This window comes from Arthrobacter sp. MDT1-49-2 (assembly GCF_059090185.1).
This window is the reverse complement of sequence record NZ_JBNHFK010000013.1, coordinates 40,419-61,872: the sequence shown is the minus strand read 5'-3', so window position 1 is coordinate 61,872 and position 21,454 is coordinate 40,419. Positions and strand designations below refer to the sequence as shown.

19 protein-coding genes and 1 pseudogene are annotated in these 21,454 nt (G+C 65.0%); 6 read left to right on the top strand and 14 right to left on the bottom strand.

What is annotated here, in order from left to right; translation table 11 throughout:
- Positions 1 to 282 precede the first annotated feature (282 nt).
- Together AC5RTS_RS15845 and crcB are read left to right on the top strand one after the other, a co-directional pair.
- Positions 283 to 735 (top strand): fluoride efflux transporter FluC, encoded by a 453-nt coding sequence (locus AC5RTS_RS15845; RefSeq protein WP_493992974.1) that lies wholly within the window; start codon positions 283 to 285, stop codon positions 733 to 735.
- Positions 732 to 1,109: a fluoride efflux transporter CrcB gene (crcB, locus tag AC5RTS_RS15840; protein ID WP_493992973.1), complete on the top strand. Its 378-nt coding sequence runs from the start codon at positions 732 to 734 to the stop codon at positions 1,107 to 1,109. The genes AC5RTS_RS15845 and crcB overlap by 4 nt, the downstream gene beginning before the upstream one ends.
- A gap of 39 nt (positions 1,110 to 1,148) precedes the next feature.
- On the opposite strand, the gene AC5RTS_RS15835 is transcribed toward crcB, so the two are convergent.
- The 14 genes from AC5RTS_RS15835 to AC5RTS_RS15770 all read right to left on the bottom strand — a co-directional run bounded on the left by AC5RTS_RS15835 (position 1,149) and on the right by AC5RTS_RS15770 (position 15,480).
- Positions 1,149 to 2,102 carry an urea transporter gene (locus AC5RTS_RS15835; protein WP_493992972.1) on the bottom strand — a complete coding sequence of 318 codons (954 nt, stop codon included), beginning with the start codon at positions 2,100 to 2,102 and terminating at the stop codon, positions 1,149 to 1,151.
- Entirely contained in the window at positions 2,080 to 3,270 is a 1,191-nt protein-coding gene (locus tag AC5RTS_RS15830) for a HoxN/HupN/NixA family nickel/cobalt transporter (RefSeq protein ID WP_493992971.1), read from the bottom strand. Before AC5RTS_RS15830 ends, AC5RTS_RS15835 begins: the two co-directional genes overlap by 23 nt.
- 14 nt (positions 3,271 to 3,284) lie before the next feature.
- A complete protein-coding gene (locus AC5RTS_RS15825) occupies positions 3,285 to 4,367 on the bottom strand; it encodes an urease accessory protein UreD (protein WP_493992970.1) in 1,083 nt (360 codons plus the stop codon).
- A complete protein-coding gene (gene ureG / locus AC5RTS_RS15820) occupies positions 4,364 to 4,996 on the bottom strand; it encodes an urease accessory protein UreG (RefSeq protein WP_493992969.1) in 633 nt (210 codons plus the stop codon). The genes AC5RTS_RS15825 and ureG overlap by 4 nt, the downstream gene beginning before the upstream one ends.
- A 47-nt stretch (positions 4,997 to 5,043) precedes the next feature.
- Positions 5,044 to 5,733, bottom strand: a complete 690-nt coding sequence (locus AC5RTS_RS15815) for an urease accessory protein UreF (RefSeq protein ID WP_493992968.1) — start codon at positions 5,731 to 5,733, stop codon at positions 5,044 to 5,046.
- 8 nt (positions 5,734 to 5,741) lie between these two features.
- Complete coding sequence (gene ureC, locus AC5RTS_RS15810; RefSeq protein ID WP_493992967.1) at positions 5,742 to 7,466, bottom strand: urease subunit alpha; 1,725 nt, start codon at positions 7,464 to 7,466, stop codon at positions 5,742 to 5,744.
- Complete coding sequence (locus tag AC5RTS_RS15805) at positions 7,466 to 7,912, bottom strand: urease subunit beta (RefSeq protein ID WP_493992966.1); 447 nt, start codon at positions 7,910 to 7,912, stop codon at positions 7,466 to 7,468. Before AC5RTS_RS15805 ends, ureC begins: the two co-directional genes overlap by 1 nt.
- 62 nt (positions 7,913 to 7,974) lie before the next feature.
- Positions 7,975 to 8,901: a hypothetical protein gene (locus tag AC5RTS_RS15800; protein WP_493992965.1), complete on the bottom strand. Its 927-nt coding sequence runs from the start codon at positions 8,899 to 8,901 to the stop codon at positions 7,975 to 7,977.
- 1 nt (position 8,902) lies between these two features.
- Positions 8,903 to 9,208 carry an urease subunit gamma gene (locus tag AC5RTS_RS15795; protein ID WP_493992964.1) on the bottom strand — a complete coding sequence of 102 codons (306 nt, stop codon included), beginning with the start codon at positions 9,206 to 9,208 and terminating at the stop codon, positions 8,903 to 8,905.
- A 258-nt stretch (positions 9,209 to 9,466) separates the two neighbouring features.
- On the bottom strand, positions 9,467 to 9,895 hold the full coding sequence (locus AC5RTS_RS15790; protein ID WP_493992963.1) for an OsmC family protein: 429 nt from the start codon (positions 9,893 to 9,895) through the stop codon (positions 9,467 to 9,469).
- Between the two features lie 80 nt (positions 9,896 to 9,975).
- Positions 9,976 to 10,323 (bottom strand): hypothetical protein, encoded by a 348-nt coding sequence (locus AC5RTS_RS15785; protein WP_493992962.1) that lies wholly within the window; start codon positions 10,321 to 10,323, stop codon positions 9,976 to 9,978.
- A 154-nt stretch (positions 10,324 to 10,477) separates the two neighbouring features.
- On the bottom strand, positions 10,478 to 12,256 hold the full coding sequence (gene sucB, locus AC5RTS_RS15780; protein WP_493992961.1) for a 2-oxoglutarate dehydrogenase, E2 component, dihydrolipoamide succinyltransferase: 1,779 nt from the start codon (positions 12,254 to 12,256) through the stop codon (positions 10,478 to 10,480).
- Between the two features lie 116 nt (positions 12,257 to 12,372).
- Complete coding sequence (gene lpdA, locus AC5RTS_RS15775) at positions 12,373 to 13,755, bottom strand: dihydrolipoyl dehydrogenase (RefSeq protein WP_493992960.1); 1,383 nt, start codon at positions 13,753 to 13,755, stop codon at positions 12,373 to 12,375.
- A gap of 189 nt (positions 13,756 to 13,944) precedes the next feature.
- On the bottom strand, positions 13,945 to 15,480 hold the full coding sequence (locus AC5RTS_RS15770; RefSeq protein ID WP_493992959.1) for a leucyl aminopeptidase: 1,536 nt from the start codon (positions 15,478 to 15,480) through the stop codon (positions 13,945 to 13,947).
- A 255-nt stretch (positions 15,481 to 15,735) separates the two neighbouring features.
- Here AC5RTS_RS15770 and AC5RTS_RS15765 point away from each other — a divergent pair.
- The 4 genes and pseudogenes from AC5RTS_RS15765 to AC5RTS_RS15750 all read left to right on the top strand — a co-directional run.
- Positions 15,736 to 16,629, top strand: a pseudogene (locus AC5RTS_RS15765) (proteasome assembly chaperone family protein); the annotation flags it as partial.
- A 327-nt stretch (positions 16,630 to 16,956) separates the two neighbouring features.
- The gene (locus AC5RTS_RS15760; RefSeq protein WP_493992958.1) at positions 16,957 to 18,297 is read left to right on the top strand and encodes an MFS transporter; all 1,341 of its coding nucleotides are present in this window, start codon (positions 16,957 to 16,959) and stop codon (positions 18,295 to 18,297) included.
- A gap of 144 nt (positions 18,298 to 18,441) precedes the next feature.
- Positions 18,442 to 19,854, top strand: a complete 1,413-nt coding sequence (locus AC5RTS_RS15755; protein WP_493992957.1) for a DUF4192 family protein — start codon at positions 18,442 to 18,444, stop codon at positions 19,852 to 19,854.
- 299 nt (positions 19,855 to 20,153) lie between these two features.
- Positions 20,154 to 21,449: an RNA polymerase sigma factor gene (locus AC5RTS_RS15750; protein WP_493992956.1), complete on the top strand. Its 1,296-nt coding sequence runs from the start codon at positions 20,154 to 20,156 to the stop codon at positions 21,447 to 21,449.
- Positions 21,450 to 21,454: the final 5 nt, after the last annotated feature.

Sequence of the window (21,454 nt, the reverse complement as noted above, 5' to 3'; positions counted from 1 at the left end):
AGGGCCGGACCGGGAAACGGTCCGGCCCCTGCCATGTCGGCCTGTTGCGGTGCCTTCCTTGGGTTCTGGCACTTATGCAGGGGGGGCAGGTGACGCGCGTGCGTTGTAGGCGTATTGGGGCAGGAGTAATCTCGCACAGATGGGCACTAATCCGGATACCCCGCAAAACCCCGCAACATGCGTATCCCGCGGCCGGCCGGCACATGTAGCGCGGCAAACCGGTTCCGGCCGTATGCCCCTGAATGCTGCCGGCGGTGCCGCTTCGCACCCCTGGGGCAGGGCATGAACGCCGATACCCGCCCGGCATACCTGCGCTGGGCAGCGATCGGGCTCGTCGCCGTCGGCGGTGCAGCGGGCGCCGCGAGCCGCGAGGGCCTGTCCCTGGTCATCCCGAACCTCGGCTCGGTGCCGGTGGCCATTCCCCTGATCAACGTGGTGGGCGCGTTTCTGCTCGGTTATCTGTATGAAGCAGTCACCCGCCTGGATAGTTCCCGACCAACCGGCAAGAACCTGAAGCTTCTCCTGGGCACGGGTTTCTGCGGCGGATTCACGACGTACAGCTCGCTGGCCACCGACACTGCCGTGCTCTTCCGCGACGGATTGCCCTGGATCGGGATTATTTATGCGCTCGGTACGGTGCTTATCGGCGCCTGTGCCACGTGGGCGGGTATTGCCGCCGGCGCCGTCAACGCCCGCGGCTCCGGCCGGCGGCACGAACAGGAGGACGGTTCATGACTCCGGGAATCTTCCTGCTGCTGGCATTGGCCGGCGGGGCAGGCGCAACGGTGAGGTTCATCGTGGACGGCTTCATCCGTGCCCATATGAAGACTTCGTTTGCGTGGGCGACGACAATCATCAACGTGTCCGGCTCCCTCATGCTCGGCTTTCTCACCGGTATCACCATGGAGCGCTTTGTCTCCACCGATCTCAGCATCGTGATCGGCACCGGATTCCTCGGCGGCTACACCACCTTCAGCACGGCCAGCTATGAGACGGTTCAGCTGATCAAGCAGGGCCGCTACGGTGCATCCTTCATCAGCGGCATTGTCATGCTTGTGCTCTCCGTTGCTGCCGCTGTCATCGGTCTCTGGATCGGTGCCTCACTCTAGGTATCCCGCGACAGGTATCCCCGCGGCCATGGCGGGCTTCTACGGACGCTTGGCAGCGGGAAGATAGTGTGCGATCACCAGGAAGACCCAGGTGGTGAGGATATAGGGCCAGGTGTAGGTGGGAGCGTTGAGATCGTGCATGATCACCGTCACCACGGCCGTCACCACGGTGCCGATGACCGCGAGTACCCAGGAAACGGCGCTGCTGCGGAGGAAAACGACGGCGAGCGCGATGGCGGTGAGTACACCGGAGTACCCTGCCAGTCCGTTTGCCGTCTCGGTGAGGGATTCGCCCATGGCCAGTGCGCACAAACTTCCCACCACACTGCCGAGCAGCCCGGCCAGCCCCACCTTCCAGCCGGCCACGAACAACCCGAGCAGGATCAGGGCGCCGGAGAAGACGTTGTTGATCAGCACCACTTCGGACACGTTCGTCAGCAGCGAGCGGGCAAACGCCAGCGGCTCCGAATCGATGGTGGCCGACGGCGCCGAGGTCACATGCAGTGACTGAGTGCTGAGCAGAATGCCCGTCGCCACGAGACAGAACGGCGCTGTCGTCGACGGCAGGGAGAAGACTCGCAGCGGCGTTTTGGTGAACAGGGCAACCACCAGCCACGTCACCGGCGCGCACAGGATGCCGCCCACCAGGGCGATGGGATAGGCCGCCCACTGTCCTCCGACGATTGTGAAGGTGGCCGCCCCGACCAGGGCGCCGCAGAAGCCTTCCATACCGGAGATGACCGATGCCGAATCGGCCTTGAGCAGGCGTCCTCCGAGCATGTTTCCCGCACAGCCAATCAGTACGAGCAGCGCCATGCGCCAATCAGCCACGGCAAAAGCTGCCAGGATCAACAGGGCAGTGTAAATATTGCTTTGGAAGAAGATCTGCGACAGTCCCTGCCCCCAGCCCTTCAGCCACCCGGCGCCGGAGACGGCCGGGCGCGGGGTCGCCGCTCCTGCGGTACTCATGTCAACCCCGTCCCGGGTTGTCATGAGGCGGCGTTTCCTTTCCGGACCGGGGCTTTGGCCCGGGCTGCGGGCCGCCTTGTTCTGCAGCACCGCCGCTCCCGGTGCCCGACATTCCGTTCGCGAGAGCCCACCGCTCCTCCACATGGCCGAACCGCCAGTAGGCGGTGGAGGTCAACCAGACGAGTATCAGCGTGGCCACCACGATGTAACCCACGTTCTCCAGATCGATGCCGGCGACCCATCCGGTCAGCGGGTCGCGCAGCCCGAGCTTCTCGTTCAGCAGCCCTACCAGCTCAATGCCGCCGATCATTACCGCAATCATGACCGAGAGTCCGGTGATGGTGAGGTTGTAGTACAGCTTGCGCACTGCATTGACGCTCGCCCAGCCGTAGGCCTTCACCATGACGGCCGAATCGAGCGTATCGAACAGGCTCATCCCGGCAGCGAAGATCAGCGGCAGGCAAAGGATGGCGTACCAGGGGAGCCCGGTCGCTGCCCCTGTTCCGGCCAGCACCAGCAGCGCGATCTCGCTGGCGGTGTCGAAGCCGAGCCCGAACAGGAAGCCGACGGCGTACATTTTCCCCGGCCGGTCGATGGTCCGCAGCATCGGCCGGATAAGGCGGCTGATGAGGCCGCGGCCCTGCAGATGCCGTTCCAGCTCCAGTTCATCAAGGTCACCGTTTCGTGAAGCCCGCCATACCTTGAGGATTCCCATGAACGCAACGGCGTTGATGAGACCGATCAGGAGCAGGAAGACCCCCGAAACCACCGTGCCGAAGACGCCGAGACCGCTGCGCACGCCGTTGCCGTCATCGCTAAGCCCTACCGCCCAACTCACCCCTAGCGCGAGCAGCGCTGCCATGAGGAACACGATGGTGGAGTGCCCCAGCGAGAAGAAGAGGCCGACGCCGGCGGCCGGCCTGCGCAGATCCACGAGTTTGCGTGTGGTGTTGTCGATCGCCGCGATGTGGTCGGCGTCGAAAGCGTGGCGCACGCCCAGCACATAGGCGACCACCGCAATGCCGACGCCGAAGACCGAGGTGCCGAGCTGCAGGTGCAGCGGTTCAACCAGGAAGAAGAACAGTCCGAAACCTACGATGTGCAGCAGCGCCACCGGAATAAAGGCGAGCACCACCTGTGCCCGGTAGGAGCGTCCCGGCTTTACCGCCACCCCATGCATCTTGTTACGCACCGTCAGACCCCTCTCTAGCTTTTGCGGATTACCGGTGCCCGCTGCCCGGTCAGCAGTTCATGTACCGCCGAAGCCGCTGCCGTGTTCGCGGCCGCCACGGCCACCGTGTCGTTTCCTACAAGGCGCATCCATGCACCTGCATCCCCTGGCAGTGTGCTCACACCGAAGACCAGATCACCGCCACCCTCCTCCACGGCCCGGTGCAGGGTCTCTGCAACCAGGGCAGCCGGAGCGTCAGGAGTGATGACGTAGAGCATGGACAGGACATCGTGCCCGGCGAGGACCCCGAGCCCGTTCACTCCGTCCGTGCCGCCTGCACCCGAACCCGGGCTGAGCCGCAGCCTGTCGACGGCGACCGGGCGCCCGTCCGGCCGCCGCACCTCCAGGTCGGAGGCGAACACATCGTAGGCGTGCCGTTCGCCGCGGGCGAGGCGGCCGGCATACAGGGTGTCGCCAAGCAGCAGGGTGGCCGATTCGTCCACCACCGCGGAGGTCTGCTGATAGAAGCGTGAATCTGCGAAAGGCACCACGGGTTCGGGCAGGTACTCCGCGTAGGCGCCTTCCTCGACGGCGATATTCACGATGGCGGAGGCATGGTCGTGCTCCATCCGGTAGACCCTCGTCTGGGTCTGAGTGGTCACGTGCGCCGACGTGCCCGGGCCGAAGCGCAGATCGGTGCGCAGCCGGTCTCCGTGCAGAATGCCGCCGCCCGAGGACATCAGGTAGGTGTAAGCCATGTCGGGGCGCAGCTCGTTGAAATACAGCGGATGCATAATCTGCAGCGGTGACTTCTGGTAGTGCTGCACCAGCTCGGTGCGGCCCCGGTTGCGGTCAAACCCCAACTGGAGCACACCCACCTTGCCCGGACTGCCCACGGGCAGACCGTGCCAGACCTGCGACCGGCTCAGTACTTCCTCCGGCACCCGGTCCGGTTCATAGAACGCCGGTTCCAACCGGTAACCGCCGGTGCCGGGTGCCCGGTAACCGGTCCGGGAGCCGGGCGGCCCGGGCAGGGGGCTCACGCTGGCAAGGCCTGCACCGGGACCGATGTCGGCCGGTTCCGCCGCGCTTCCCGGGTCGGTCGTCTTCAGCCTCATCCGATCAGCTCGGTTCTGGCACCCCACTGAGACATGATCTGCCGGTGGAGCTCATCAACCCCGTGCCCCGTCAGCGAGTTCGTCAGCACTACCGGCCTGTCTTCGCGCACCCGGTGCGCGTCGGACTCCATTACGTTCAGATCAGTGCGGACGTACTGGGCGATATCGATTTTGTTGATGACCAGGATGTCGCTGTCGGTGATGCCCGGGCCCCGCTTACGGGGCATTTTCTCGCCCTCGGCGGTGTCCAGCACAAACACAAACACATCGGCAAGTGCCGGCGAGAAGGTCAGCGTCAGGTTGTCGCCGCCCGACTCATAGATGAGGGTGTCGATCTCCGGGAACCGTTCCAGCATTTCAGCGCCGACGGCCAGGTTCATCGTCGGGTCGTCACGCACTGCCGTATGCGGGCAGGATCCCGTCTCGACGCCCATCACCCGCTCGGGGTCGAGGATGCCCGCCAGCTCCCTGCGGACGTGGTGGGCATCCTCCTGGGTATAGATGTCGTTGGTGATCACGCCGGGGGTACGGCCGGCCTCGATCAGCAGGGGCACCAGTGCTTCGGTCAGTGCCGTCTTGCCGCTGCCGACGGGTCCGCCAATGCCGATCCTTAAAACGTTCTCGCTCATGGGTTCCTCTGTTTCGGTGGAGATGCGGTTCTTCTGTGGTGATACACCTAGCTGGAGAACAGCCGGGCCTCGGCCCTTTCATGCCGGGCGGACATGACATCGGACATGGGTGCGCAGCCGCCCAGATCGGCGAGATCGCGTTCAAGGGCGGCCTCCGTGACCTGTTCAATCACGCCTGCCGTTTCCAGCAGGATGCCCTGCGCCTTCCGGTGGTCGGTCAGCCGCAGCCGCAGGGCGGCCCCGACGAAACTCGCACAAAAGGCGAACAGATCTGCTGCCACGGCGTGCCTGGTGTCGACGCCGTTTGCTGCGTAGATCACTGCTGCCGCGACGGGCTGGCACCCGGGCGTACTGCGAAGGCGCACCTGTTCGCGGTACTGCCCAAGCAGCGCCTGCTCAATCAGCTCAGCGCCCAGATCGATCAGCTGGTGCCCGCTGCGGACAGAGGCGGTACGCATTTCGGCATTTAACTTCGAAGCAAACAGCCGCCGGTCGATGTCCTGGACGCGTTCAACGTCGCCGTCCGCCGCCGCACGGTGCGCGGCGGCGAGGGCGGTGGCATCCGAAGGTCCGACGGCGTGCAGGAGCAGATCGCGCAACAGGTGCCGCACGCCGTCCCCCTCCACGAGGCGGGCCTGGCTGTACCCCTCAAGGCTGTGGGACATGGTGTAGAACCCGCTGGGAAAGGCCGAGTCCGCGAACTGCAGGCTCGTCAGCAACTGGCGCACATCCGTCATGGGTGCCCCTAGGCGAGGAAGAACAGCTGGGTCAGGGGCAGGGACTGGGCGGGCGGGATGGTGGCCAGCGTGCCGTTGTACGTCACGTTGTAGGTCTCCGGATCCACCTCGATATTCGGCGTGGCGCTGTTCCGCACCATGTGCTGCTTGCCGATGCCGCGGCAGCGCTGCACCGGCAGGATCTGGCTCTCCAGTCCGAGCTGCTCCGGCACACCCTTGTCGATGGATGCCTTGGACATGAAGGTCGCCCGCGTGCTCTGCAGCGCCTTGCCCTGTGCTCCGAACATGGGCCGGTAATACACCGGCTGCGGCGTTGGGAGGGAAGCATTCGGATCGCCCATCAGCGCCCAGTTGATCAGGCCGCCTTTGACGATGAGGCGTGGCTTGGCGCCAAAGGACTGGATGGGCCAGAGCACAATGTCCGCCATTTTCCCCTCTTCCAGCGAGCCGATGTAGTCGGACACCCCCTGGGTAATGGCCGGGTTGATGGTGATCTTGGCCAGAAAGCGCAGCACGCGGAAGTTGTCGTTATCCGGACTGTCCTCGGGCAGTTTGCCGCGCTGGTCCTTGCAGTGATGGGCGATCTGGAACGTGCGCATAAAGGACTCGCCAATGCGGCCCATCGCCTGGGAGTCCGAGGAAACCATCGAGATGATGCCTTCGTCGTGGAAAACGGTCTCTGCGGAAATCGTTTCGGCGCGTACCCGGGAATCGGCGAAAGCGACATCTTCCGGGATGTCGTGTGAGAGGTGGTGGCAGACCATCACCATGTCGAGCAGCTCATCCACCGAGTTGACGGTGTAGGGGAGTGTCGGGTTCGTCGAGGAGGGGAGTACGTTGGGGTGCCCGGCCACCTTGATGATGTCCGGGGCGTGTCCTCCGCCGGCACCTTCGGTATGGAAGGTGTGGATGGTGCGCCCGTCGATTGCGTCCAGTGTGTCCTCGACGTAGCCGGCTTCGTTGAGGCTGTCGGTATGGACCGAAACCTGCACATCGTAGAGGTCGGCCATCGCGAGTGCGTTGCTGAGTGCTGCCGGTGTTGTGCCGTAGTCCTCGTGGACCTTCAACCCCGCCGCCCCGCCCTCGATCTGCTCCATGAGTGCCTCCGGCAGTGATCCGTTGCCCTTGGCCAGAAAGCCCATGTTCACCGGCATTCCCTCAGCGGATTGCAGCATCCTGGCCAGGTTCCAGACACCGGGCGTCGTGGTGACGCCGTTGGTGCCGTCTGTGGGTCCGGTGCCGCCGCCGAAGATGGTCGTGATTCCGTTGGAGAGGGTTGCCTGGGCCTGTTCCGGGGAGATGTAGTGCACATGGGAATCGATGCCGCCCGCGGTGGCAATGAAATGTTCGCCGGCAAGCAGTTCTGTGCCCGGGCCGACAACGAGGCGCGGATCCACTCCGTCCTGGATGTGCGGGTTACCGGACTTGCCGACGCCGGCGATCTTGCCGTCGCGCACACCGATGTCGCCTTTAACCACCCCAAGCACAGGGTCCAGGATGATGGCGTTGGTGATGACCAGATCAAGCACGCCCTCTGCCGAGGTCGCCTGGGGGTCGGCCGCCATGCCGTCACGGGCGGTTTTGCCGCCGCCGTAGACAACCTCGTCGCCGTAGTGTCCCTCGTTGTAATCCTTCTCAATCTCGATCACGAGGTTGGTGTCGGCCAGCCGGACCCGGTCCCCGGTGGTCGGACCAAACAGATCGGTGTATTGCTTGCGCGAGATCTTCGCCATCACTTCTTCCCCTCTTCTGCGTTACCCGTTTTCGCCGTTTGGCCCGTGCTGCCGGCACTTGGTTTGGAGCTTGGCTTGCCGTTCCGGAACTTGAGCTCGTTCATCCGGTCAATCGCCCGGATCTTCGTCGCCGCAGAGTCGAGTCCGCCGTCGACCAGGTTGTTGAAGCCGATGAGCCGCCGGTTGCCGGCGTAGGCCGTCAGAGTCACTTCCTTGGTGTCGCCGGCTTCGATGCGGATACCTGTGCCGGCCGGCAGGTCGAGGTGCATGCCGTAGGCCAGTTCACGCTCGAACAGAAGAGCCTTATTGGTTTCAAAAAAGTGGAAATGTGAGCCGATCTGGATCGCGCGGTCACCGGTGTTGCTTACCAGCAGAGTGACGCTCGGCCTGCCGGCGTTAATCTCGATTTCCTCATCTTTGTGGTTATAGGAGGGGGTGCCCAGCATGGTGTTTCCTTCCCTTGGCTGCAGCACCGCTGCAGTCCTGTTTGGGTGGGGACTCTTGGTGTTTAATGCGGGTAACTCGAACCGACCGGAGCGGGATTGCTCTGCATATGACCGCCCTCTGCTTCGTGGCTGTGGACGTGGCTGTCACCGTGACCGTGGCTGTGGGAGTGGCCGTTGGCCGTATCAAAGGCGTGTGAGTGTGCGTAGCCGTGGCCGTGGTCAGCCAGCAGGCCTGCCTCAATCCCGTTGCGGCCGTGCTCGAGGGAGTGCAGTGCATCGCGGACCCGCTCGAGGATGACTCGCAGCATCGCCTGCCTGCTGAGCAAAGGGCCGTAAAACCCGGCGCCGGCAAATGCGCCTTCACCGAACGGCACCGTCTCGCCGTGTATCGCCGCCGTCTGCCGGAAACCCGCGGGAACCACGACCGTCTCGGCAGTGCCGAGAAGCCGCATCCGCCGGATGGCCTCCACTAGGTCACCGGTGTCCTCCGCCGTCACCGTCTCCACCGCGTTGCCCGCCCCGTGCGTACGCACGAGATGGGAAATCCGGTAGAGCTCGGCGTCGTCAAAAGGATTGGCTGCATCGGCCATGATGAGCATGCCCGCCTGCGGGGCCCGTTGCCGGATACTGGTGGCTGCAGCGCGGAGCCATGCCGTGAGATGGTCGCCCGTGCCAAAGGGGCTGGCCAGGGCCAGGGGTGCAGCAGGTGCACGGGTACCGGTTCCCAGCCAGCTGAGCGTTTTCGCGGTATCGGCGATGAGCGTCGGGTTGCGTCCGAAGGTCATCGGCAGCACCACCACCGGCGCCGTATTCGATTCCAGGCGTTGACTCCCGCGCAGGTGCGTCAGCAGATTGTGCAGGGGCCGGCCCGCCGGAGTGATGTAAGCATGGGGAAGGGCATCCGTCAGGAAGGACAGATCCGCTCCGTTTCCGCTCTCATGACCTCCGACCAGTACCGCCGTCGCATCCGGTCCGCCTGACCGGGCCAAGTCAGATCCCGATGGGGTCGTGGCAGGAGACCAGCTTGCTGCCGTCGACGAAGGTGGCTTCGACCTGCAGGAGCGGCAGGCGCTCACGTACGCCGTCCATGCAGTCGGATTCCGAAACGATGGTCTTGCCGAGCTCCATCACCTCGGCGACTGTGCGCCCGTCGCGGGCGCCCTCCAAGATGGCTTCGCAGATAAGGGCTGTCGCCTCACTGACACTGAGTTTGGTTCCCCGGTCCCGCCGCTTCCGGGCCAAATCTGCCACCTGATAGATGTAGAGCTTGTCGATTTCTTTGGGAGTGAGGTTCATCTTTTTACCTTCAGACGCAGTGGCGATCCTATCGAAACCGCTCCCTTGGCGTGGCCAAGATCGCTTGGAATTACGCTACGCGGGCTCTCCTGCCGTCAACACCCTGCCTCCGGGCTCCGCCCTGCAGCGCCCAAAATAAGTCCGCCATGTGGACGGCTGCGCCCCGGGCCGGGCGGTCTGGGATATTGCGAGCGGGTCGGGTTAAAGCGGAAGGCCCGCCCCGCAGAAGCGGAGCGGGCCTGTCGCGGAGGCCGGGGTCTAGGAATCCAGAACAGCGTCCATCGTGATGTCGATGCCGGCCAGTGCCTGGGAGACGGGGCAGCCGGTTTTCGCGGCCTCGGCAATGTCATCGAACTGCTCCGCCGTGAGGCCGGGCACCACCGCGGTGACCTTCAGGTGGCTGCCGGTGATGCCGGTTCCGGGCACGAAGGTAACGTCCGCGGACGTCTCAATGCGCTCCGCTGTCTTGCCGGCTTCGGCAAGGGCATTGCTGAACGCCATGGAGAAGCAGGCCGAGTGTGCGGCGGCAATCAGCTCCTCGGGGCTGGTCTTTCCGTTGGCTTCCTCGGCGCGCGCCTTCCACGTCACGTCGTAGGTGCCCAGGCCGGAGCTGTCGAGGGTGACATCACCCTTGCCGTTGAAGAGGTCGCCGTTCCAAACGGTGTGGGCTGAGCGGACTGTAGCCATGGGGGTCTCCTTAAAGAGTGACGGGATGGGACCGGCCGTAGCCGGTGCACCATCCCATCCTATTTCCGCAGTTGTGCGGACTACCACATAGTGGCGAGGGCGATGTTGACGATCGTGAGGATGCCGACGCTGTTGGCGAGGCCGGCGGAGACCTTTTCATCCTTCTTGTAGCGGCGCTGGCCGATGAAGGCGAGCACGGCGATGACCAGGGCGATCAGCAGCTTGATGCCGATCTTCATGTGGTTGACGTCGCCGTCTCCTGCCTCGGCGACGGCCACCAGAGCAAGACCCGTGACGAGCTGGAGCAGGGCGCCGTGGAACTGGCCCGGCAGCACCGTCGGGTTCTTGATCCGGGCGAACCACAGACCAACGATGATGGCTGCACCCAGGATGTGCAGGAAGACAAGGAAGCTCTGAAGAATATCCATGCTTCCAGCTTACTGACGTCCTGTCGGCTCCCTTGACCACACCGGCGGCGGGGCCGGTAACTTTTCTACAACATGTAGAGAAAATCACCAGGCGGTTAACGACGCAGGGCGCCCTCCCGGTGGGGGAGGACGCCCTGCAGGCCGAGGCGGAGTCCTAGAGACCCAGGTCTGCCTCGAAGTTGCCTTCTTCCAGCCGTGCCTTCAGCGTCTGCAGGAAGCGGCCTGCATCGGCGCCGTCCACCAGGCGGTGGTCGTACGTCAGGGAGAGGTACATCATCGAACGGATGGCAATGTTGTCATTGCCTTCGGCGTCGGTGACCACCATGGGGCGCTTGACAATGGCGCCGGTGCCCAGGATGCCGACCTGCGGCTGGTTGATGATCGGGGTGTCGAACAGGGCACCCACGGAACCGATGTTGGTGATGGTGAAGGTTCCGCCGGACAGTTCATCCGGGCCGATCTTGTTGTTGCGTGTCCGGCTGCCGACGTCGGCAATCTTCTTCGCGAGGCCGGTGATGTTCAGGTCGCCGGCGTCGTTGATGACCGGAACCAGCAGGCCCTTTTCCGTGTCCACGGCAATGGCGAGGTGCTCGGAGTCGTGGTACGTGATCTCCTGCGTCTCGTTGTCGTAGGACGCGTTGAGCTTGGGGTGCTGCTTCAGCGCTTCGACCACGGCCTTGGCGATGAACGGCAGGAAGGTGAGCTTTGCACCGTTCTGCTCCTGGAAGCTGCCCTTGGCCTTCTGCCGCAGTGCCGCGATACGGGTCATATCGACCTCGTGGACCTGCGTCAGCTGTGCCGATTCCTCCAGGGACTCGCGCATACGGCGTGCGATGGTCTGGCGGATCCGCGGAGCCTTCACCGTGGTGCCGCGGAGCTTGGCGCTGGCCTCGCTGATCTGGGCCGGAGCTGCCTTCTCCGAGGCGGGCGACGATGCCGGTGCGGATGCGGCGGGCTTTTCGGCCTTCTTCGCTTCGGCGGCTTCGAGCACGTCCTGCTTGCGGATGCGACCGGCGACGCCGGAGCCCTTCACGGTGGACAGGTCAACGCCGTGCTCGTTGGCCAGCTTGCGCACCAGCGGGGTGACGTAGGTGCCGCCGTCGTTGGAACCGGCGGAAGCCTGGGGGGCTTCCTGCTTCGGAACCTCAGCCTTGGGTGCCTCCGCCTTGGAAGCCTCCTGCTTCGGGGCCTCAGCCTTCGGCTCTTCCTTTTTCTCCGGCTCGGCGGCCGGAGCTTCACGCTCGTCCTTGGACGCTGCCGCTACCGGCTCGGCTTCCTTGGGCTCAGCCTTGGCAGGAGCGGCGGCACCGGAACCGATGACGGCCAGGACGGAACCGACCTCGGCGGTGTCGTCCTCGTTGACCCGGATCTCCAGCAGCTTGCCGGCCACGGGGGAGGGGATCTCGGTGTCGACCTTGTCGGTGGACACTTCCAGCAGCGGCTCGTCCATTTCGACGTCGTCGCCCACGGCCTTCAGCCAGCGGGTGACAGTGCCTTCGGTGACGGACTCGCCCAGCGCCGGGAGGGTGACCTCGGTGCCTTCACCGGCACCGGACTCGGACCCGGAGTCTGAGGAGGCCGGGGCTTCTTCAGCCGCCGGAGCCTCTTCGGCTGCGGGTGCCTCTTCGGCGGGTGCTTCTTCCGCCGGTGCTTCCTGGTTGGCGGCGCTGCCGCCGTCGTCCTGCTGCGAGCCGGAGCCGTCGCCAATGCGAACCAGCGGCGCACCCACTTCAGCGGTTTCGTCTTCGGCTACGAGGATTTCCTCGATAACGCCGGCCACGGGGGAGGGGATCTCGGTGTCGACCTTGTCGGTGGAAACCTCCAGCAGCGGCTCGTCGACCTCTACGGTGTCGCCGACATTCTTCAGCCAGCGGGTGACGGTGCCTTCGGTGACGCTTTCACCAAGGGCGGGTAAGTTCACGGTTTCAGACATATTGTCCCCGTTTCTCCTTGTTAGATCTTTTGTGACCAGCCGTACCGCTGGTGCCGGTGATGAGTTCACGGGTGCGGCGGCCAGGCCGGCCGCACCCGAAAGTGGATCCTTTGGGTTTAACCGTGAAGGGGCTTGCCGGCCAGAGCCATGGCTGCCTCGCCCAACGCTTCGTTCTGCGTCGGATGTGCATGGATCAGGCTGGCAATATCCTCAGGGTACGCCTCCCAGTTGACGATCAGCTGGGCTTCGCCGATCTGCTCGCCGATGCGGGCACCGATCATGTGGACACCCACGATGGGGCCGTCCTTTTCACGGACCATCTTGATCAGGCCGGAGGAGCCCAGGATGGAGGTCTTGCCGTTGCCGGCCAGGTTGTATTCCTGGACCTCGACGTTCTCTGCACCCAGCTTGTCCTTGGCCTTGGCCTCGGTCAGGCCGACGGACGCGATTTCGGGTTCGCAGTAGGTGACCTTGGGGATGTTGACGTCTTCGACGACGACCGGCTTGAGGCCGGCAATCTCTTCAGCCACGAAGATGCCCTGCTGGAAGCCGCGGTGGGCCAGCTGCAGGCCGGGAACAATGTCGCCCACGGCGTAGATGTTGCCGACGCCGGTGTGCAGGCGCTCGTTGGTGATGACGAAGCCGCGGTCCATGGTGATGCCGGCGTCTTCGTAACCCAGGTTCGCGGTGACCGGTCCGCGGCCCACGGCCACGAGCATCAAGTCTGCTTCGAACGTCTTGCCGTCGGCCAGCGTGACGACCACGCCGTCGTCGTTCTGCTTGACGTTGTCGAAGAAGATGCCGGTGCTGAACTTGATGCCGCGCTTCTTGTAGGCGCGTTCCAGGTTCTTGACGATGGCGGCATCTTCGTTCGGGACCAGCGAGGGCAGGCCCTCGACAATGGTGACGTCCACGCCGAAGGAGTTCCAGACGGAAGCGAACTCGACGCCGATCACGCCGCCGCCCAGGATGATGGCGCTCTTGGGAACGGTGTCCATCTTCAGTGCCTGGTCGGAGGTGATGACCTTGCCGCCGATTTCCAGGCCCGGCAGTGAACGGGAGTAGGAGCCGGTGGCCAGGATGATGTTCTTGCCGGTGTAGGTCTCACCGTTGACCTCGATGGTCTTTTCGCTGGTGAGCTTGCCTTCACCCTCAATGACGGTGATGCCCTTGGACTTGATCAGGCCCTGCAGGCCGCGGAACTTGCCCGCAATGATGTTGTCCTTGTAGGAGTTCACTGCCGTCATATCAACGGAGTCAAAGGTGGCGTTGATGCCGTACTTCGAGGCGGTCTTGGCGTTCTCCGCGATTTCCGCGGAGTGCAGCAGGGCCTTGGTGGGGATGCAGCCGTTGTGAAGGCAGGTCCCGCCCAGCTTCCCCTTTTCAATGAGACCTACGGAGAATCCCAGCTCCACGGAACGCAGTGCTGCGGCATAGCCGCCGCTGCCTCCGCCGAGGATCAGGATGTCGAACTCTTGCGCAGCTGCCTTATCGGCCACTTGGACGCTCCCTCGCGTAATCGTTGACGCGCCCATGCGCGCCGGTGAGTATTTGGGCGTTTGTGATTAGGTCTCACCCTATCGCCCCCTACCACCGGCATCCACTTGGAGACAGGCGGTAGGGGGTGAAGTGTAATGAGAAACACCAGTCACAACTGTCAGTTCCGTTTCACGGAACGGTTTTTACTGCTAGGAAGCGCGTGCGACGACGTCTTCTGCGTAGGCCACCAGGGTGCGGACGGCGACGCCGGTGCCTTCCTTGTGCACATAGCCGTACGGAGCGCCCTCGTTGAAGGCGGGGCCGGCAATGTCCAGGTGGGCCCACGGAATCTTGGTGCCGTTGACCTCACCCACGAATTCACGCAGGAACGTAGCGGCCGTCATCATGCCGCCGAAGCGCTCACCGTGGTTGGCGATGTCCGCCACCTGGGAATCCAGGCTGGCACGCAGCTCCTCGGGGATGGGCATCGGCCAGAACAGTTCGCCTGCGCGGTCGGCTGCGGCCTTCACGGCATCGCGGACACCTTCCTCGCCCATGACGGCGGAGACCCGGTTGCCCAGGGCGATCATCTGCGCACCGGTGAGGGTGGCGACGTCGATGATCGCATCCGGCGCTTCCTCGCTGGCGGCCACGAGACCGTCCGCCATGACCAGGCGGCCCTCGGCGTCCGTGTTCAGGACCTCGACGGTGCGTCCGCCGTAGGTGGTCATGACGTCGGAGGGGCGCTGCGCGGTGCCGGAGGGCATGTTTTCCGCGATGCAGAGCCAGGACGTGACCTTGATCGGCAGACCCAGTTCGGCGATGGCCAGCAGGGCGTTCAGGACCACGGCGGCTCCGCCCATGTCCGACTTCATGGCCTGCATGCCGGCGGCCGGCTTCAGGGACAGTCCGCCCGAATCGAAGGTGATGCCTTTGCCGACGAGGGCCAGTGTTGCCTTGGAGCGGGCCGGTGCGTATTCAAGCTTCACCAGGCGCGGCGGGCGGGAGGAACCCTTCCCGACGCCGAGGATGCCGCCGAAGCCTTCACGTTCAAGCTTCTTCTCGTCCATCACGGTGACTTTGACCTTCGCCGAAAGCGGCTTGGCCAGGTCCTTAGCGGCCGCGGCGAACGTCTCCGGGTACAGGTGGCTCGGCGGCTGGTTGACCAGGGTGCGGGTGGCGTTCACCGCGCGGCCCAGGATGCGGGCGCGGTCGAGGGCCGGCTTCATGGCCTTTTCGTCGGCGGCCGCCGTGATGACGGTGATGTCGGCTACCGGCGCGGGAACCTTTTCCGCCGTAGCGGCGCTGCGGTGCTCGGTGAAGCTGTAGGCACCCAGCAGGGCGCCTTCGGCGACGGCCGCGGCGTCGGCTACGCTGCCGGCCGGCAGTGCCAGGGCAACGGAGCCGGTGCCGGCGATCTGCCGGACAGCGGAGCCTGCGGTGCGCCGCAGGGTTTCCTCGCTCAGGGCGACGCCTGGGGAGACCTTGCCCAGTCCGGCGAGGACAAGCATGTCGGCATCGACGTCGGGAAGACCCGGCAGGCGGTGCACCTCGTCGGCGGCACCGGTGATGCCGAGCAGGGGCAGGGAAGCGGCCAGGGCCGCGGAGGCCTTGGGGGTAAGCGGGCTTTCGATGAGCACGGGACCGTCAGGGGTCTGGCCCACGCCGATCACGAGTGCGTTGGCGGATACCTTCCGCCCGTCCTTTGACACTGCCGACAGGCTGGGCTCACTGGCTTTGTTCACGAAGCTGCTTCCTCACGTTTCTGTGTTGAGTTGCGTTATCACATCGATCGTAGTCTGAAGAGCGCCCGCGGGCTGCCACCGGGAGGCAGGAGAGCAGGGATAGTGACGGTTGGGCAGGGCCGGAATGAACGGGCACTTCGGTGCGTTTACCCTTGAGTAAGGGAACAGCAGGGGTGTATCGCGGTCAGAAATACCGGCCCGGAGGCCCTGCCGTACCGAGAAAGCACGCCGACGAGTAGCCGGGAGGGGTAAGACATGCTTGATCCGCTGACCCTGTTTAATCTTAATCCGGAGGTGGCGGATTCCGCCGACCTGCGCGGACGCAAGCTCCTGGTCGGCTTTACCGGCTTTGCGGAGGCCGGCCACGTGGTCAGCCAGATCCGCGACGAACTGTTCGATGCCCTGGACCATGACCTGGTAGCCACCTTCGACGCCGATCAGCTTATTGACTACCGGAACCGCCGGCCGCAGATTTCCTTCATTGAGGACCACCTGAGCGACTATGAGCCGCCTCGGCTCGAGCTGCACCGTATGTACGACGGGCTGGGGGAGCCGTTCCTGTTCCTGACCGGCTTTGAGCCGGACCTGCAGTGGGAACGCTTTACCGCCGCCGTCCTGCATCTTGTCCACTCGCTGGAAGTGGAGCTGGTCTGCTGGGTGCATTCCATCCCGATGCCGGTCCCGCATACGCGGCCCATCGGTGTCACCACCCACGGCAACCGCCCTGACCTGGTTGAGGGCATCAGTTCCTGGACTCCCGTCGCCCAGATCCAGGCCGCCGTCGGGCATCTGCTGGAAGTGCGTCTGGCCGAAGCCGGAGTCGACGTCGTCGGCCACGTGGTGCACGTTCCGCACTACCTGGCCGAGGCCGAGTTCCCGCCCGCCGCCGTCGCCGGACTCGAGTACCTCGGCGCGGCAGCGTCCCTGGTGCTGCCCACGGACCGGCTGCGCGAGGCCGGCCGCGACGTGGAACGCCAGATCGCCCAGCAGGTTGAAGCCTCCGCGGAGGTCAAGGGTGTCGTCTCCACCTTGGAGAAGCGTTACGACGAGTACACCGACAGCACAGTCCGACGCTCTTTGCTCGTGAAGGACAACGACGAACTTGCCGACGCCGACGAGATCGGTGCCGCGGTGGAGGCCTACCTGGCCAGTCCGCAGGCCGAGGAAGAGTCCGAGGCACTGTGGCCGGAGAACCAGCAGGGCCCGCCCGACGCGGAAGCCACTACGCCGCAGACAGACGAACCAAGCGAAAGCGCGAACCAGGAGAATGCATCCCATGCCACGGACGGCACGGTTGAGGATCACGGAACCGGAGAACCGAAGGGGCGGAACGGCCGGGCCTGACCGGCGGCCCGCACGCACTTCGACGGATGGGGCATTAGGTTGAGCTCCGCTGTTCCGCCAAAACCGGTGCCCGCCGGAGAAACCCCGCCCGACGGGTCATCCGCGCCGGGTCCGTCAGCGGCCCCTTTGGCGATGAACGGGCGGCGTGCCTGGATTGTCTGGGGCGTCGGCGTTTTCGCCTACATGGTCGCCGTCACCCAGCGGACCACTTTCGGCGTGGCCGGCATCGAAGCCACAGACCGTTTTTCGGCGACTGCTTCCGTCCTGTCCGTATTCACCGTGGTGCAGCTGCTCGTCTACGCAGGCCTGCAGATCCCCGTAGGCGTCCTGGTGGACCGGTTCGGCCCGAGGCTGCTTATTGCCGCAGGTGCGGCATTGATGCTGGCCGGCCAGTTCCAGCTGGCCACCGCCGATTCAGTCGGTGCCGGCATCCTGGGGCGTTCCCTCGTAGGGGCCGGGGATGCCTTGACCTTTATCTCGGTGCTGCGCCTGCTGCCGGCGTGGTTCTCCGGACGGCGGATCCCGGTGTTGACCCAGTACACCGGTGTGGTGGGGCAGCTGGGACAAATCGCCAGTGCCATCCCGTTTGCGTTCGTGCTGCACCGTTTCGGCTGGAGCACCGCGTTTATCGCCGCCGCGTCACTTTCCCTGCTGGCGCTGGTCCTTACCCTTGCCTGCGTGCGCAACCGGCCGGAGGGCGGCGAAGCGCCGGTGCCCTTGCCGCTGCGCCAGACCGGCACGAGTCTCTCGGAGGCCTTCGCCCAGCCGGGCACCAGGCTGGGCATGTGGACCCACTACACGGTCCAGTTCCCGGGCACCGTGTTTGTGCTGATGTGGGGCTTCCCGTATCTGGTCAGTGCTGAGGGGGTGACGCCCGCGCTTGCTTCGGCGCTGATGACACTGTTTGTGGTGGTCGCCATTCTTTGCGGTCCCTGGATGGGTTCCTGGGTGGGGCGCCACCCGCTGCGCCGTTCCACCATGGTGCTGATGATTGCCGCGTCCATGGCCGCGGGCTGGGCAGCCGTCCTGCTGTATCCCGGACCGGCGCCCCTGTGGCTGCTGGTCCTGCTGGTGGTCCTGCTTGCCGTCGGCGGTCCGGGCTCGATGATCGGGTTCGACTTTGCGCGAACCTATAACCCCAGCCATCGGCTGGGTACCGCCACGGGCATAGTGAACATAGGCGGGTTCGTTGCCTCCCTGGTGAGCATGTACCTGATTGGCCTTGTTCTGGACGTGCTCAACAACAGCGGTTTCTCCGACGGCAACCTCTATGCCCTGGAATCATTCCGCATTGCACTGTCCGTCCAGTTTGTCGTGATGGCCGTGGGGGTGGCGGGCATCCTGCGGACCCGCAAGGCCATCCGGCAAAGGCTGGCCAGCAACGGAGCTCCGCTGCCGCCGCTGCGCGCAGCCCTGGCGCGTGAGCGGCAGCGACGCAAGGACGAACGCGGGGGCCCGGCAGGCAACCGGTAGAACGCCGGCTCGGCCTGCAGGGGCCGGGGCGGCCGGGATGACCCGGCCTCCACAGGGGCGGCAGGGAGACGGCTCCGTCCCGGGAATGCACAAATCAACGGACGGCGGGTCAGTACGCGGGGCGCCGCAGGAAAACTTGGGCCCATGAGCACAGAACCTGCAGACGGCACCGCGCAGAATCCCTACCGCGTCAGCGATCCTGCGGATATCCTCAGCCTGATCCCGCACACCCTCGGGTTCCAGCCCCGGGAATCCCTCGTGCTGATGGCCCTGTGCGGCGGGCGCCTCGGTGCCACCCTCCGGCTGGACCTGCCACCGTTGCGGGCAGCTTCGAAGGGCGGCGCCAACGCGGCCTATGCCGGTGCGGCCGCCCGGTTCCTGGCTTCGGACACCGCTGCCGACGGCGCCCTGCTGGTCCTGTACACCGGCGAGGCATGGCGAGAGCCGGCCCGGCCACCGTTCCGCGCGCTGATCCGCCGGCTTGAGAAGGAGCTCGCGGCGGTCTCCCTCCCGGTGCAGGACGGATGGCTCGTGGGGCCGGAGCACTGGCGGGACTACTTCTGCACCCGGACGGACTGCTGTCCCTGGCCGGGAATGCCGCGTTCGCAGATCAGGGACAGCACCCTCAACACAGAGCTTGTATACCGGGGCAGCGCCTTCGCTCCGTCACTGGAGCAGGCAGTGGGATCCTCCCTTGCCCTGCCGTGGAGGCGGCGGCCGGAGGTGGCAGACGCGCAGGAACGTTTCACGGACATGCTCCAGGACCGCTGGTGCGGGCAGGACCAGTTCCGGGGCACGCTGGGCCTGTGGGCGCGGTGCTTTTCCCCGGGTGCTTCCCGGCCTGCCGCGGAGCACGCGGACAATGCAGACAATGCAGACAATGCGGACAACCCGGACACTGCGGATCAGGCAGGATCACAGTCGCCGGGGAACGGGCTGCGGGAGGCCCCGGAGACAGCGGGTTTTCTGTTGGCGAGTCTTCAGGACCGGGGTATCCGGGACGCGGTACTGGTGCTGGCCGCAGCCGGTCCGGAGATAGCGCTGGCAGGAGCCGAAGCCCACGGCCTGCTTCGTCGCCAGCGTAGTGCGGCGGTGTTTCCCCGGGATGCTCATATGCCCGGTGTGATGCCCGGCGAGGCACCCGGGCATCCAGGCGGCGGATCGGGTCCTCCGACCACCCGTCCGACACCCGGCCGGGCTTCCGCCGGAGAAGCGGCAGGATACTTCCGCGGCATCCTTGTCGGACGTGGCGGCGGCACGCCGGATTGGCCGCTTCTGGACCGCGCACACAACGTTTTTGCCGATCTTGCTGCGACGGCGGACGGGGAGGCCAAGGCCGCGCTGCTGTCTCTGCTCGCCTGGATCGAATGGGCCCGTGGACGCGGGTCCCGGGCACACGTCTATTTGGAGCAGAGCCTCGCCGCCCAGCCTGGGTACCGGCTGGCCTTGCTGCTCGGCGAATTACTCGGAACGGGCCTGCTGCCCGACTGGGCGCGTACCCGCGGAGAGTCCTGGCCGGGCGCTGACCGCGAATCCGGCGTCGGCGGGACGTGGTAGGCGCAGGTCCGGCGGAAGCAGGGCCCGGCTGCATCCAGGACAGCGCATTCAGTACAGCAGGGTAATGCTGTAGCGGATCGGAAAACGTGCGACAATGGGAACCGAGACCCGGTCGGGTTCGTGTATCAAGTGTCCTTTGAACTGCTTGTCCCTGTGGCAGCGGAACAAAACACCGGCAACGTCTGTTGTATAAGAAACAGATCATGCCAGGCACTTGGATTTCAATCACGGACTTGACAGGGTCATAGTGGTGTTGCCCCCAATGGCGGTGCCACAACCCGCCGTATGAAAGGTTTTCTGTGTCGCCGAGAAAGACAACTGCAGTCGAAGAGACTGACACTGCAAATAAGCGCACTGCCGCAACTGAGGCCCCTGCCGCAGCGGCCACCAAAGAGGCCGCGACCGGCGATAAGACTGCTGTCAAAGCGGCCCGCAAGCCCTTCACCCGGAAGGCCCCGGCGAAGACTGCCACCACAAGGAAGACTTCGGCGAAGGCTGCCAAGGAAACCGTGGAAGAGCCGCACGACGACTCCGTCGAGGTTGAGCCGGACGCAGAAGCAGTTGAAGCGGCTGACCCCGCTGCAGAGGCAGCACCAACAGGGTCGGGGTTTGTGTACTCCGATGCCGACGATGATGACGCGCCTGCCCAGCAGGTCGTTTCCGCCGGTGCCACCGCCGACCCGGTCAAGGACTACCTGAAGCAGATCGGCAAGGTTGCCCTGCTGAACGCGGAGCAGGAAGTCGACCTCGCCCTGCGGATCGAAGCCGGACTGTACGCCGACGAAAAGCTGGCTGCCGACGAGCTCCTGCCCGAAGACAAGCGCATGGATCCGAAGCTGAAGCGCGAGCTCCAGTGGGTGTCCCACGACGGAAAGCGCGCCAAGAACCACCTGCTTGAAGCCAACCTTCGCCTGGTGGTCTCCCTGGCCAAGCGTTACACCGGCCGCGGCATGCTGTTCCTGGACCTGATCCAGGAAGGCAACCTGGGCCTGATCCGTGCCGTCGAGAAGTTCGACTACACCAAGGGCTTCAAGTTCTCCACCTATGCAACCTGGTGGATCCGCCAGGCGATTACGCGTGCCATGGCTGACCAGGCCCGCACCATCCGTATTCCGGTGCACATGGTGGAAGTCATCAACAAGCTGGCCCGCGTGCAGCGCCAGATGCTCCAGGACCTGGGCCGCGAGCCCGCTCCGGAAGAGCTCGCCCTTGAACTGGACATGACCCCTGAAAAGGTTGTGGAAGTGCAGAAGTACGGCCGCGAGCCGATCTCCCTGCACACTCCGCTGGGTGAAGATGGCGACTCCGAATTCGGTGACCTCATCGAGGACTCCGAAGCCGTGGTTCCGGCCGACGCCGTCAGCTTCACGCTCCTGCAGGAGCAGCTGCATTCGGTGCTGGACACGCTGTCCGAGCGCGAGGCCGGTGTGGTGGCCATGCGGTTCGGCCTCACGGACGGCCAGCCGAAGACCCTTGATGAGATCGGCAAGGTTTACGGGGTTACCCGTGAGCGCATCCGCCAGATCGAATCCAAGACCATGTCCAAGCTGCGCCACCCGTCGCGGTCCCAGGTTCTCCGGGATTACCTGGACTAAAGACA